General features: G+C 44.8%; 11 protein-coding genes and 1 riboswitch. Of the genes, 2 read left to right on the forward strand and 9 right to left on the reverse strand.

Annotated features, from left to right (window positions below; translation table 11 throughout):
• Positions 1-378 precede the first annotated feature (378 nt).
• On the forward strand, positions 379-1,158 hold the full coding sequence (locus tag C3F22_RS13750; RefSeq protein WP_104426742.1) for a putative porin: 780 nt from the start codon (positions 379-381) through the stop codon (positions 1,156-1,158).
• 173 nt (positions 1,159-1,331) lie between these two features.
• Positions 1,332-2,072: a putative porin gene (locus tag C3F22_RS13755; protein ID WP_104426743.1), complete on the forward strand. Its 741-nt coding sequence runs from the start codon at positions 1,332-1,334 to the stop codon at positions 2,070-2,072.
• A 58-nt stretch (positions 2,073-2,130) separates the two neighbouring features.
• Here the strand turns inward: C3F22_RS13755 and recJ are convergent, their stop codons facing one another.
• The 9 genes from recJ to aceE all read right to left on the reverse strand — a co-directional run bounded on the left by recJ (position 2,131) and on the right by aceE (position 14,743).
• Positions 2,131-3,834 carry a single-stranded-DNA-specific exonuclease RecJ gene (gene recJ, locus C3F22_RS13760; protein ID WP_104426744.1) on the reverse strand — a complete coding sequence of 568 codons (1,704 nt, stop codon included), beginning with the start codon at positions 3,832-3,834 and terminating at the stop codon, positions 2,131-2,133.
• Positions 3,834-4,490: a pyridoxamine 5'-phosphate oxidase gene (gene pdxH / locus C3F22_RS13765; RefSeq protein ID WP_104426745.1), complete on the reverse strand. Its 657-nt coding sequence runs from the start codon at positions 4,488-4,490 to the stop codon at positions 3,834-3,836. The genes recJ and pdxH overlap by 1 nt, the downstream gene beginning before the upstream one ends.
• Positions 4,491-4,505: 15 nt before the next feature.
• Positions 4,506-5,837, reverse strand: a complete 1,332-nt coding sequence (glmM, locus tag C3F22_RS13770) for a phosphoglucosamine mutase (RefSeq protein WP_004781506.1) — start codon at positions 5,835-5,837, stop codon at positions 4,506-4,508.
• Positions 5,838-5,959: 122 nt separating this feature from the next.
• The gene (gene guaB / locus C3F22_RS13775; RefSeq protein ID WP_004781504.1) at positions 5,960-7,426 is read right to left on the reverse strand and encodes an IMP dehydrogenase; all 1,467 of its coding nucleotides are present in this window, start codon (positions 7,424-7,426) and stop codon (positions 5,960-5,962) included.
• A 260-nt stretch (positions 7,427-7,686) separates the two neighbouring features.
• On the reverse strand, positions 7,687-8,052 hold the full coding sequence (locus C3F22_RS13780; RefSeq protein WP_081400914.1) for a YkgJ family cysteine cluster protein: 366 nt from the start codon (positions 8,050-8,052) through the stop codon (positions 7,687-7,689).
• A 98-nt stretch (positions 8,053-8,150) separates the two neighbouring features.
• Positions 8,151-8,948 carry an MBL fold metallo-hydrolase gene (locus tag C3F22_RS13785; protein ID WP_004781500.1) on the reverse strand — a complete coding sequence of 266 codons (798 nt, stop codon included), beginning with the start codon at positions 8,946-8,948 and terminating at the stop codon, positions 8,151-8,153.
• Positions 8,949-9,129: 181 nt separating this feature from the next.
• Positions 9,130-9,708 carry a TMEM165/GDT1 family protein gene (locus tag C3F22_RS13790; protein ID WP_004781499.1) on the reverse strand — a complete coding sequence of 193 codons (579 nt, stop codon included), beginning with the start codon at positions 9,706-9,708 and terminating at the stop codon, positions 9,130-9,132.
• A 17-nt stretch (positions 9,709-9,725) separates the two neighbouring features.
• Positions 9,726-9,923, reverse strand: a riboswitch (yybP-ykoY riboswitch).
• Between the two features lie 87 nt (positions 9,924-10,010).
• Positions 10,011-12,038 carry a 2-oxo acid dehydrogenase subunit E2 gene (locus tag C3F22_RS13795; RefSeq protein ID WP_004781497.1) on the reverse strand — a complete coding sequence of 676 codons (2,028 nt, stop codon included), beginning with the start codon at positions 12,036-12,038 and terminating at the stop codon, positions 10,011-10,013.
• Positions 12,039-12,040: 2 nt separating this feature from the next.
• Complete coding sequence (gene aceE, locus C3F22_RS13800; protein WP_104426746.1) at positions 12,041-14,743, reverse strand: pyruvate dehydrogenase (acetyl-transferring), homodimeric type; 2,703 nt, start codon at positions 14,741-14,743, stop codon at positions 12,041-12,043.
• Between the last annotated feature and the right edge of the window lie 22 nt (positions 14,744-14,765).

Below are 14,765 nucleotides of genomic sequence, written 5' to 3' on the forward strand. Positions count from 1 at the left end.
TTTTTATTACAAAATTTGTCAGCCAGATAAAATAGCTAAATATTATTTTTAATACTTTCTCATTCTATTCTTAAATATATTTCGTTCTATCTTTATACTCATTTTTCTATTCATTTTAAAACCCTAAAACCTCTACAAAACAAGATAAAAAATAGCATTTTCAATACATTCCACAATATCTACACACTTTTAATAAAACAAAACATTTCATTTTTAGTCTTTAAATTCAATTCGTTATTAAATGAAAATTACATAATATTACCTTACTCACAATGTAGTAACTTTCCTTTGATTGACGATTATTGGAATTGGTCTAGACTTAAAGTTGTAACAAAAAGTGTATTAATTTTAGCCATATTTTCAGAGGGGAGTATCCGCATGAAAAAACTAGCAATCGCTTCAGCATTACTTTCAGCCGTAGCTCTTACAGGTACAGCAGCTCATGCTTATCAAGCGGAAGTGGGTGCATCTGCAGGCCTAACAGACCCGGATAATGGTAGCTCAAGCGGCTCTTTTGGTGTTGATGGCACATATTACTTTAATCCAGTTGAAACACGTAATGCACCATTAGCCGAAGCAGCCTTCCTTGACCGTGCAAGTAATGTGAGAGCTGAGTATGAATACCGAGAAGTTGGTGATTCTGAAGCGCATCGTTATGGTGTAGGCGCAGAGTACTTCGTACCAAATTCAGATTTTTACTTAAGTGGTAAAGTAAGTGGCCATGATCTGCAAGATAATGATGAGTTTGATAACGATCTAACTACTTATGCTGCAGAAGTAGGTTATTTACCTGCACCAGGTCTGTTAATTGCAGCAGGTGTGAAAGGTTGGGATAATGACCAGGACGACGGTGTAGATCCAACATTACGTGCTAAATATGTGACTACCTTGAGCAATGGTAAAGACATTAACCTTGAAGCTGGTGCTGCCTTTGGCGACCTAGATGAGTACAACTTAAAAGCTGACTACTTCATCGATAAAACTTTAAGTGTTGGTGCTGACTACCATAACAATGATCTGACAGATCGTAGTGAGTTTGGTGTAAGCGCTCGTAAATTCTTTAATGAACAAGTAAGCTTAGAAGGTCGTGTAGGCTTTGGCGAACAGTTTAACCGAGATTACAACTCATTCGGTTTGGCTGCAAAATACCGCTTCTAATTTAGATTAAGAAATTTCAATATAAAAAACCCATCTTCGGATGGGTTTTTTATTGCATTTTTTAAACAAGCATTTAGGTAGTTTTTGCACATTGACGGGGCGATTATTATCTGTACAATTTGTTACAACTGTTAATAATACAGCTATATTTTATAACAAAGAGAGAACTCTAAATGCTTAAGAAACTTGCTCTTGCTACAGCTCTTATTGCTGGTCTAGGAACTGCTCATGCTTATCAAGCTGAAGTGGGCGGTACGATTGCTCTGGTTGATCCAGACAATGGGGATACTTCTACTGGTTTCGCAATTGATGGAACTTACTACTTCAATCCAGTTCAAGTTAAAAACTCGCCTCTTAATGAAGCAGCATTTTTAAATCGTGCAAGTAATATCAATGCAGCGGTTTCTTATATTGATTACGATTTATTTGATGTGACTACATTTAATGTAGGTGTTGAATATTTTGTTCCAAATTCAGATTTTTATGTAAGTGGTAATATTGGTCAATCATCTACTGATGATGATGACACAACTCTTTACTCAGCAGAATTAGGTTATTTACCGGTTCCTGGTCTATTACTGGCTGTTGGCCTAGCTGGTTATGACAATGACGAAGGCGATGATGTAGATCCAACCTTACGTGCCAAATATGTTACTCAAGTCGGTCAATATGACATGAACTTTGAAGGTGGCGCAAGCTTCGGTGACCTTGATGCTTATAGCCTTGGTGCAGATTTATATTTAGACAAAACTTTTAGTGTTGGTTTGGGCTACTCTGATTCCGATATTAATAATAGTGATGTCTTCACTATTCGCGCGAAGAAATTCTTCAATCAGCAAGTTAGCCTAGAAGGTTCAATTGATTTTGCTGACGAAGGCAATATCTTTGGCGTACGTGGTGCATACCGCTTCTAATCTGCAAGATTAAAAGTTAAAAAACCGCTCAATTGGGCGGTTTTTTTATTTGAATAATTTATTGTTCCAGATGAGCAATTCGCATTTGCAGGCTAACATTGCCATTAAAGACATTTTTATCCAGTTCATAGACCAGACGTACATGCTGTTTCATCGGATCAAACTTGTATTTATCGATGGCACTAAAGGCAATCGCATCCACAACCTGTCCATTCTCTAAAGCAACACGTAATTTCAGATGTACATCCTTGAGCCAACGGTAATCTAGAACCTTGAAAATGCCTTCAAAAATTGGTTGAGGAAACTTTTGTCCCCATGGACTTAAGTTTTGCAGTAAATCGACTGTTTCAATTTGGAAAGCTGAAGCTGGCAGTTCACCATCAGTCCACAGCGTAGCTGTAAATAGGCTTTCATCCATCTCGGCAATCAGCTGTTCAAAGACTTGTTTAAATTCAGCAAAATGCTGCTTTTTAATGGTTAATCCCGCTGCGGCCGCGTGCCCACCAAAATGGCTGACCAGATGCGGATACTGCTCTGCTATCCGTTCAATGCTATCCCGGATATGAATCCCTTCGATGGAACGTGCCGAACCTTTGATATGAATACCATCTTCATCTGCCGCGAAAACAATACTTGGACGATGAAACTGTTCTTTTAAGCGCCCCGCTACAATCCCGATCACGCCCTGATGCCAGTGCTGTTCAAACATGATCAGCGCGGCTGGCAAAGTATTCTCATCCAGCTGGATTTTTTCCAGTTCAGTCAAAGCTTCCTGCTTGATTTTTCCTTCTACCTGACGACGTTCGACATTGAGCTGATTCAGCTGTTCTGCGAGTGGATAAGCGGTTGCCAGATCCGGAGCAAGCAAACACTCAATCCCGATATCCATGGTTTCCATACGACCTGCCGCATTAATACGTGGACCAAGCACAAAACCCAGATCCTGCGCTTTGAGCGTGGCAGCATCACGACCAGCAATTTCCAGCAAGGCACTAATGCCAGGTCGGCAAAGATGCTGCTGAATCCGTTTTAAGCCAGCATCCACCAGAATACGGTTGTTATAGTCCAGACTTGCAACATCTGCATAAGTGCCTAAAGCGACCAGATCCAGATAATTGGTAATAACCGTTGAAGATTTACCGAGCTTTTTACGATGAGTCGATAGATTTGCCAGAACATAAAAAGCTACCCCTACACCCGCCAAGGCCTTACTTGGAAAATCACAGCCCAGCTGATTGGGATTGACCACAGCCTCTGCTGCAGGGGTAGGCTTGGTAGTTAAGTGGTGATCGGTAATAATCACCTGCATGCCATGATCTTGCGCCTGCTTCACACCTTCATGACTGGAAATCCCGTTATCCACTGTAATTAAAAGATCCGGCGTAAAATTGGCAAAAGCCAGATCCGCAATCGCAGGTGTCAGGCCATAACCATACTTAAACCGGTCAGGAACCAGATATTCGACATGGGCACCCATATCTCGCAGAGCGAGTACCATTAATGTTGTACTGGTCGCCCCATCAGCATCATAGTCACCGACAATTACGATTTTCTGGCCAGTATCTATAGCCTGATCAATCAACTGGATCGCTTCCGGTAAGCCTTTCATGGTCGGTGCCAGCAGATGCTTGAGTTTAAGCTCAAGCTCCTGCTGCGACTCCACCCCACGGCGTGCCAGAATTTCCGCAATAAAAGACGGCACGTCCTGAAAGGATTCAGGGCGTGTTAGTAATGGTCGCTGCTTGATTTCAAGTTTAGGCATTATGGCATCAATCGCTGTAGTTTCCACGCCCCATCGATTTTTTCATAACTCAGGCGGTCATGTAAACGGTTCGGACGGCCCTGCCAGAATTCATAATAATCTGGCTGCAAACGATAGCCGCCCCAGAATCCCGGCTTATCCAGCTCTTCCTTATTAGCAACCTGCTGATGCAGATCCCAGAAGCGTTGCTGTAATTCTTCACGACTCGCAACCACACCACTTTGCGGGGTACTGATATGTGCAGCGATCTGACTTTCACGCGGACGTTTATGATAATAGTCAGTTGATTCTTCTTCCGAAATTTTAACTACCTTTCCGCTAATCCGGATCTGACGTTCCTGTTCCTGCCAGTAAAACAGCAATTCTGCATAGGGATTTTCGGCCAGATCCAGACCTTTCTGACTGTCATAATTGGTATAGAAATCATAACCCGCTTCAGTGGCACCACGTAGCAACACTGTGCGTACATGCGGACGACCCTGTGCATTTGCGGTTGCCAATGACATGGCATAGGGTTCATGCAGCTGTGCAGCAAGTGCATGGTTAAACCACTGCAAAAACTGCATATGCGGGTTGGGATTGACCTGATCTTCGTGTAGCTCGCCTTTTTGATAGTTCAGACGCAGTTCGCTTAGATCCTTAATCAGATCGCTCATTTACTCTTCCCCCATTTAAGCGGCGTTGGCACGTACCGCATCAGCCAATGAATTTGCCAGTGTGGTCACCTCTGCAAGATCCTCACCCTCAACCATGACACGGATCACCGGTTCAGTCCCTGATTTACGGATCAGTAAACGGCCACGGCCTTTGAGCTGCTCTTCAGCTTTGTTAAATTCTGCGGTCAAAGCAGGCACTGAGTACGGGTCAAACATGGTATTCAGACGTACATTCACCAAGACATTTGGCAATAATTTAAAATCAGCCACTAACTCGTGCAGTGCTTTCTTCTGCTCGACCATCACGGTTAAGACTTGCAGCGCAGCAATAATCGCATCGCCTGTGGTGCTCTTGTCTAAAGTCAGGATATGGCCTGATGGCTCACCACCAATCGACCAGCCTTTTTCTTCCAGACCTTGCAGTACATAACGGTCACCGACTTTAGCACGTAGCAGCTCTACTCCGGCTTTTTCCAGCGCCAGTTCCAGCGCCATATTGCTCATCAAGGTACCGACGATACCCGCCGGCTTGTTTTTTGCCTGAGTCGCGAGGATATACAAAATATGATCGCCGGTAATTTGCTCACCGTTTTTATCGACCATGATCACACGGTCTGCATCACCATCGAAGGCTATGCCTAAATCAGCCCCATGCTCAACCACTGCTTTTTGCAGATTTTCTGGATGAGTCGAACCACAGTTCTCATTGATATTCAGACCAGTCGGTTCGTCATAGATGGAAATGACTTTTGCACCCAACTCACGGAAAACCGCAGGGCCAACGCTGTAAGCTGCACCATTGGCACAGTCAACAACAATGGTTAAATCATTCAGGTCTAAATGGTATGGGAAGGTTGATTTACAGAATTCGATATAACGGCCATTGGCATCTTTCACGCGGAAACTTTTACCCAAGTTCGCGTTATCTTCTATCACCAGTTCTTTTTCCAGCTCCTGGTTGATCTCATCCTGCAAAGCATCAGGCAGTTTTTTGCCTTCACTCGAGAAAAACTTAATCCCGTTATCAAAATATGGGTTATGTGACGCAGAAATGACAATGCCGAGGCTGGCATGCAAAGCACGGGTCAAATGGGCAATGGCCGGCGTTGGCAAAGGTCCAAGCAGATGCACATAAACACCTGCCGCATTGAGTCCTGCCTGTAGCGCAGATTCCAGAATATAACCCGATAAACGGGTATCTTTACCCAGTACCACCAATGGTTTGTTTTTTTTGCTATTTCGTTTTAATACTTTTCCTGCCGCAAAACCTAATTTCAGGGCAAATTCAGGTGTAATCGGTAACTCACCAAATTTTCCACGAATTCCATCGGTACCAAAATAACTCATGCTTTGTCTCACTTCTTAGCGGGTGATTTACATCATCCTTTTTCATTGTGCAACACTGTACACCAAAACAAAAAAGCCGTCATGAGGATGACGGCTTTTTTAGAGTAAACAATCAGCGAAAGTTAGCCCATACGGTAGTTTGGCGCTTCTTTAGTGATGGTTACATCATGCACGTGAGACTCAGACATACCGGCAGATGTGATTTTCACAAACTTGGCATTTTGACGCAGATCATCAATGGTTGTAGAACCGGTATAGCCCATAGAAGAACGCAGACCGCCCATCATCTGATGCACGATATTGCCCATTGGGCCTTTGTACGGTACGCGACCTTCAATACCTTCAGGAACCAGTTTTTCAGCACCGGCTTTAGAGTCCTGGAAGTAACGGTCAGCAGAACCAGTCGCACCAGCCATCGCACCCAAAGAACCCATACCACGGTAAGCCTTGTAGTAACGGCCCTGGAAGAATTCAACTTCGCCCGGTGCTTCTTCAGTACCCGCCATTAATGAACCTACCATGATGGTACTTGCACCAGCGCCAATCGCTTTGGCCATATCGCCAGAGAAACGGATACCACCATCAGCAATCAATGGAATCTGTTCTTTCAATGCACGTGCAACAGAATCAATTGCAGAGATTTGTGGCATACCAATACCAGCCACGATACGAGTCGTACAGATTGAGCCAGGACCGATCCCTACTTTCACTGCGTCCGCACCCGCATCAAGTAATGCAAGCGCAGCATCACCAGTGGCGATGTTACCGCCGATCACTTGAACTTGTGGGTAGTTCTGTTTCACCCAGCGTACACGCTCGATCACACCCGCAGAGTGACCATGTGCAGTGTCCACAACAATCACATCTACACCAGCATCAACCAGTGCTTCTACACGGCTTGGTGTTTCAGCGCCAGTACCGACTGCTGCACCTACACGTAGACGACCTAAATCATCTTTACAGCTATTTGGATAAAGTTCCGCTTTACGGAAATCAGTCACCGTGATCAAGCCTTTTAATTCGTTGTTTTCGCCAACAACGATCACTTTTTCAATACGGTTTTTTTGCAATAAGGCCTGAATGTTTTCTTTCGATTCGCCTTCACGCACAGTCACCAGACGGTCTTGACCTGTCATGATATTACTGACCGGCTGTTCCAGATTGGTTTCAAAGCGTGTATCACGGCCTGTCACGATACCCACCACTTTACCGTCTTTAACTACGGGCACACCGCTGATGTTATTCGCTTGAGTCACAGCGATCAGTTCACGTACTGTAGTTTCTGGGGTAACTGTGATCGGATCTTTCACCATACCGGCTTCAAATTTTTTCACACGGCGTACTTCTGCGGCCTGGGCAGCAATATCCATATTCTTGTGCAAAATACCGATACCGCCATTTTGTGCCATCGCAATTGCCATACGTGACTCAGTCACAGTATCCATAGCTGCTGAAACAAGTGGGATATTCAGGTTAATGCCGCGAGTCAGGCGTGTCTTTAGAGAGACATCTTTTGGGAGAACAGTAGAGTAGGCAGGGAGTAATAGGACATCATCGAAGGTTAACGCGTCTTGAACGATGGTCAACATAACAGTCTCACTGGTAATTTCCGTGCGCTATTATAAACAAATTTAGCTCTAAATTTCATTGCAATTGCAAAATTTATTTTGTCTAAATCTGGACTTAGATTTAATCCGAATATCTAAACCTGTAAATTTGACTATTCAATCAACAATTTAAATATGCCAGAGCAGTCATCATATTTATTCGGTTTACAAAATCCCCTACTAATTTTTTCTCCCATAAAAAGCAGAGTCCATACCCTGCTTTTTAAATCTTGAGTTTGGATTTAGCTCACCCGTTCGAAATTATCATCATTTTCGGCTTCATCCGGCTCAATCTGGATGAATGGAATCATATTGTGTGCCATCCGTGCCTTATTGCACTGGGCATCAGCAATCTGAACTTCTTTACAGGATGAGCTACGTAGTTCGTACATGCCACAACTCACCTGTTCGCCAATGCTACCTTCGAGCGCAATACAATGCGGATTTTTTTGATTGGTTCCCGCCATGCATGAATAGACGGAAGTGACAGGTTCAGTATAGTGCTCAGGCATGGGAATCCCCTCTGCCCAATAAAATGAAACCCTGAAATAGGCGCAACATGCGCCACAACTTAAACATGCATCTTGTGTAGGAACTTGAGACAACATTTCTTATAAATTCTCGTCATCAAAAACAATTTTTTGCAGGTGGAAAATATAAAAAATGTTGTTTTTCTACTCAAGAAAAAATTTAAAATTTTCTTGAACTATTCAGGACAAGTAAAAACAGTTTCATCCATTAAATCAGTGCCACATTCCAGTGTTTCAATCCAGTCCAGAAACTGGTTAATCTGTTCTTTACCCACAAATGGTGCTCCATGCTGCGGCACAATCATGTCGACATCCATGGTACGTACCATCTGCACCCATAAACGAATCACCTTGTTATTGCACATGTAGCGTTGGTGAAATCCCTTCATTTTCGGAATGTGCGCCGCAAAATTTTCCAGTGGCTTTGAAGCATCCTCAACCATTGACGCGCCCATATCACCAGAAAACAGGATCTTGGCAATCGGGTCATAAAACTGGAAATTACCGACTGAATGTAAAAAGTGTGCTGGAATGGCAATAATGCTGGATTGACCGAGTGGAATGATCTGACCATGATCCGGCAATTCAACCAGACGATCCAGCCAGTTACCTTTCATACGGTCACTCATAAAGGCTGAATTCAGATGCGGTAAGAAACGCGCCCAGAGCTTGGAAGCTACGACTTTGGCTTCGGTATAGACCAGCCAGCGCGGCATGGACGTAATAATGTCCGGATCCTGATGCGATGCCATCACATAATCCAGATTGCTTAACCGGGTATAGCGGTTCAGTTCCATGGTCAACGGTACATAGGTCAAATCACCACCTGGATCAAGTACTGCAGCACGCTCATTATCAATAATCAGGAATTGGTTTGCCTGTACACCTTCACCTTTTACCAAGCTGGTAAAACTGATGCATTTATGCGTTCCATCATCATAAAGTACTTGTGATGTAGTACGTTCAAAAGCCATGCCCATTCCCCAAAATTTTTATGTAAAAAATGTATATTCTATAGGTGAATAACATATATTTATTTAGAGAAACTTACAATAAAAATCAGATTAATATTATCTATAATATCAGTTAATTAAGCCACATTTTTAGGCAAAAAATCCCGAGCAATTAGCTCAGGATTTACAATATCTTTAACACTCAAAATAAATAGTGTTGTGCCAATGCTGCCAGACCAATTATTAAGAAAACCAAAGCGCCAATTTTATGAATGAGCGAAATTGGTAATTTTTCTGCCAATTTATTACCAATAAATACCGCTGGTGCATTTACCAACATAATACCGATCGTAGTACCCAAAGTGACCCAACCAATACTGTCAAAGCGCGCGGCTAAAGCGACTGTTGCAATTTGAGTTTTATCGCCGATTTCTGCCAAGAAAAACAACACAAATGTGGCACCGAATACCCCATATTTTTGCCATTTATTGATACTTTCTGATTCATCATCCAATTCATCGGGAATTAACATCCACACCGCCATCGCAATAAAACCAAGCGATACAATCCACAGCAAGACTGTTGGGCTAAGCACTGTGGTGATCCATTGACCTAAGACTGCGGAAACGCCATGGTTGACGACTGTCGCCAAAAAGATTGCGAAGAGAATTGGAACAGGTTTACGAAAACGTGCGGCAAGTAATAAAGCAAGCAGTTGCGTTTTATCGCCCATTTCAGATAAGGCAACAACAGCTAATGAGATCAGAAAAGCAGAAAGCATGATGTGTTTCTCTGGCCAGCAATTTACATACCTATGACTCACCCCTCCTGCCAGCCATATCTGCAGAGTGGTAAATCAAAGGTCTTGCCAACAAAAGAAAGCTTCGAGAAGCTCATTTGGTTCTTTGCTATGATGACCATGCCCTGTTGAGCAAATATGTTGACCATCACCCTTCTGCATTGCGCAAAAGGCGGCTACTCCCCAATGAAGTACGCCCATTATAGCCAACCGTGTTTATATTTACAAATTGTCATATAAAAAACCCTGCCGGAGCAGGGTTTTTATTTTTATACATTCATGAATCAGATCAAGAGTGTACGAATATCCTTTAATAGCTTGGTCAGCTTATTGGTAAAGCGTGCAGCATCTGCGCCATTAATTACCCGATGATCATAAGATAACGACAATGGCAGCATCAGACGTGGATCAAAGCTCTCACCATTCCATACCGGTTGCATAGTTGCTGGAGAAATACCCAGGATCGCCACTTGTGGCCAGTTCACCAACGGCGTAAATGCTGTACCACCAATTGAACCCAAGCTGGTAATGGTAAAATTCGCCCCTTGCAGATCTTTAGGTGACAATTTCTTGTCACGCGCTTTCTGGCTTAACTCACCCAGCTCAATAGCAATCTGCTTAATCGACTTCTGGTCCGGGTTACGTAATACAGGAACAGTCAGACCATCTGGTGTCGCAACCGCAATGCCCATATGGATCTCATTCCGTAGCAATACCGATTTACCGTCATCAGACAGGTGACCGGCAAACTCGCGCTCTTCTTTGAGAAGATAAGCCACAGCCTTGATAATGAAAGCCATAATGGTCAGGCCAATACCTTCTTTCTTGAAGTTGCCTTTCAACTCATTACGCCAAGCTTCCAGCTCAGTGATATCGGCTGCATCAAACTGGGTCACTTGTGGGATATAGTTATTTAGCGATAACTGCGGAATCGAAACCTGTTGCAGACGCGTCAAAGCTTTCTCTTCTACCCCACCAAAAGCACTGAAATCAGGCAGTTTTGGCAAGCCTGCAGGAGCTGCAGCTGCCGCAGGTGCAGCTGTTGTTTGCGGTGCAGTCAGACGATCTTTCACATACGCAAACAGGTCTTCTTTCATTAGACGCTCATGCGGGCCAGAAGCTTTCACTTCTGCCAATACCACACCCAGTTCACGAGCCAGTTTACGCACAGCAGGACCGGCATAAACTTTGGCATTGGCAGCATTCTGCTCTTTGCTAAGCTTGTCTGCACTATGCATTTCAGGCGTCACAGCAGCAGTGTCAGCTTTTGGCGCTGCGGCTGGTGCAGGCGTAGCTTTAGCTGCAGGTGCTTCTGATTTTTCCGCTGGAGCAGCAGGTGCTGCTTGTCCTTCAGCTTCAATCGTAATCAGTGCCACGCCTTCAGAAACATTCTGGCCCAGCTCAACATGAATCGCCTTAATCACTCCGGCAGTCGTGCTTGGCACTTCTACTGTCGCTTTATCTGACTCGACCACAATGATGCTCTGATCTTTTTCAACCGTATCACCGACCTGTACCAGAATTTCTGCTACAGCTGCCTTGTCTACACCCAAGTCAGGTACTTTTACTTCAATATCGCCTGCAGGGGATGCCGCCTGTTGTGGTGCTGTTTCAGTTTTGACTTCAGGTGTTGCTTGAGCTTTTGGCTTTTCTTCCGCTTGAGGCGCTGCTTGCTCAGCAGCTGGTGCCGAATCTGTAGTTTTCACTGTCAGAATCAGCACTCCTTCTTTGACTGAATCGCCCTCCTGAATATGAATCGCCTCTACAGTACCAGCAACTGTACTTGGTACTTCAACTGTCGCTTTATCAGATTCAACCACGACCAGGCTTTGATCAACTTCAACTTCATCGCCAACCTGAACCAGAATTTCACCCACCAGGGCCTTTTCTACACCAATATCCGGCAATTTCACTTCTACAGTAGATGTAGAAGTCGATTGAGAGGACTGTTCATTTTGACTAGAGGCTTTGGGCTGATGTGTCGCCACTTCCTGCAGGATTTCCTCATCAGGCAATTCAGTTGGGGTATTTTCCGAAGTTTTGTCAGCAGCATCAGCTTCCTGACTTTCTACCGTACCGGCATCATCTTCAGCCTGCAGTTCGATCAGGACAATACCTTCAGATACTTCATCACCCTGATTGATCAGGATGCTTTTAACTACACCTGCTGAAGTGCTTGGCACTTCAACAGAGGCTTTATCTGATTCCAGCAGCACAATACTTTCATCTACAGCGATGGTGTCACCCACCTTCACCAGGATTTCTGCCACAGTTGCCTTATCTACACCAATATCTGGAGTCGTAATTTGCATGATTAGTTCTCCTCTTTGTAGTCAGCAACTGGATGCAATTCAGGAGTCGCCTGAGGTGCCCAAGCCACCGGACGATCAGTATCTAACTCAAAGCTAGAGATCGCGTCTTTCACTAAACGTGCATCGACTTCACCTTCATCTGCCAGTTTTTTCAGGGTTGCCACGACAATATGCGCAGCATCGACACCAAAGTAGCTACGCAGATTGCCACGTGTATCTGAACGGCCATAACCATCGGTACCCAAGGCTACGAACGGACGACTGTCTGGAAGATAGGCACGAATCTGTTCACTATAGGCGCGCATGTGATCGGTGGCCGATACCACAATACCGTCCTTGTCACGTAACTGCTGAGATACCCATGGCTCTTTCGCTTCTTCAGCCAATGGATGCAGGCGGTTATATTCTTCACATGCCATACCATCGCGAGCCAGTTCGTTAAAGCTGGTCACGCTCCAGACATTGGCATGAATCTGATATTCCTCACGCAGGATTTTTGCGGCCTTGATGACTTCACGCAGAATAACGCCTGAACCCATCAACTGAACCGTCGCCTTTTCGTCTTCTTCCAGCAGATACATACCACGCTTGATGCCTTCTTCTGCATCTTGTGGCATTGGTGGATGTTCATAGTTTTCGTTCATCAGAGTCAGGTAATAGAACACACGCTCCTGATTCACATACATACGTTGCAGACCATCATGCACGATTACGCCAAGCTCATAGCCAAAGCACGGGTCATAAGAGACACAGTTTGGAATGGTGTTGGCCAGAATATGCGAATGACCATCCTGATGCTGCAAGCCCTCACCATTTAAGGTAGTACGGCCAGCGGTTGCACCTAGCAAGAAACCTTGCGCCTGTGCATCACCTGCTGCCCAAGCAATATCGCCGATACGCTGGAAGCCGAACATTGAGTAGTACATGTACATCGGGATCATTGGCAAGTTATTGGTTGAATAACTGGTCGCCAAGGCTGCCCATGCACTCATTGCACCGGCTTCGTTAATCCCTTCCTGTAACATATGACCGTCTTTGGCTTCACGGTAATGCATCAACTGTTCCTGATCTTCAGGGGTATATTGTTGACCATGCGCTGCATAGATCCCCAATTGACGGAACATCCCTTCCAGACCAAAGGTACGTGCTTCATCCGGAACAATCGGGACCACACGGTCCTTGATTGCTTTCTCTTTTAATAAGGCAGAGATTAAGCGGACCATGACCATGGTGGTGGACTGTTCTTTACCGTTTGAACCTTTAAGCACAGCATCAAAAACAGAGAGCTCAGGAATCGGTAAAGATTCGCTTTCTTTGCGACGTGCTGGCAGATAACCACCCAGTGCCTCACGGCGTGCCTTCATATATTTAATTTCAGGCGAGTTTTCGCTTGGGCGGTAGAATGGAATTTCTTCCAGTTGTTCATCAGTAAAAGGCAAGTTGAAACGATTACGTACGTATTTCAATGATTCTAGCTGCATTTTCTTGATTTGGTGCGTCTTGTTCACCGCTTCAATTTCATCAGACAGACCATAACCTTTTACGGTTTTCGCCAGAATCACCGTTGGCTGACCTTTGGCCTTGGTCGCTTCTGCATAGGCAGCAAAGACTTTGTATGGATCATGACCACCACGGTTCAGATTATCGATATCTTCATCGCTCAGGTCTTTGACCAAAGCTTCTGCTTCTGGATATTTACCAAAGAAATGTGCGCGTGCGTAGGCACCACCTTTCACCTGATAGCGCTGGTAATCACCATCCACTGCTTCTTCCATAATCGCTTTGAGTGCACCAGATTTGTCTTTATCCAGTAGCGGATCCCAGTGACGACCCCAGACAACTTTAATCACGCGCCAGCCAGCACCACGGAATAATGACTCAAGTTCCTGAATGATCTTGCCATTACCACGTACCGGACCATCCAGACGCTGCAAGTTACAGTTCACCACCCAGATCAGGTTGTCCAGCTTCTCACGACCCGCCAGTGAGATCGCACCCAAGCTTTCCGGCTCATCCATTTCGCCATCGCCCAGGTACGCCCAGACTTTACGGTCTTCTTCCTTAATCAGGCCACGGTTCATCAGGTACTTTTGAATATGAGCCTGATAGATCGACATGATTGGACCGAGACCCATCGATACCGTCGGGAACTGCCAATAGTCTGCCATCAAGTAAGGATGAGGATAAGAAGGCAGGCCTTTACCGCCGACTTCACGACGGAAATTATTGAGATGCTCTTCAGTTAAGCGGCCTTCTAAAAATGAGCGGGCATAAATCCCCGGTGCACAGTGACCTTGATAGTAAATCAGGTCGCCACCGAAGCTGTCGTTATTGGCACGGAAGAAATGGTTAAAACCCACATCATATAAAGTGGCAGATGAAGCAAAACTGGCCAAGTGACCACCTAAGTCATCACCGGTTTTATTTGCGCGAAGCACCATTGCCAAAGCATTCCAGCGGATCAGCGCGCGAATACGGCGCTCCATATCCTGGTCGCCCGGCATCGCAGGTTGTTCTTCTACAGAAATAGTGTTTAAGTAGGGAGTATTTAAACGCTGAATAGGAACATGTTTGGCAATTGCGCGTTGATAAAGTTTTTCAAGTAAAAAGGCGGCGCGCTCGGTTCCCATGTGCTGCAAAACGGAGTCAAAAGCGTCTTGCCATTCTTGGGTTTCTTGAGCGTCGGTATCTCCATAAAACGCCATAATCTACAGTTCCTGAAAGCCA

This window comes from Acinetobacter sp. ACNIH1 (assembly GCF_002934695.1).
Lineage (GTDB): Bacteria > Pseudomonadota > Gammaproteobacteria > Pseudomonadales > Moraxellaceae > Acinetobacter > Acinetobacter variabilis.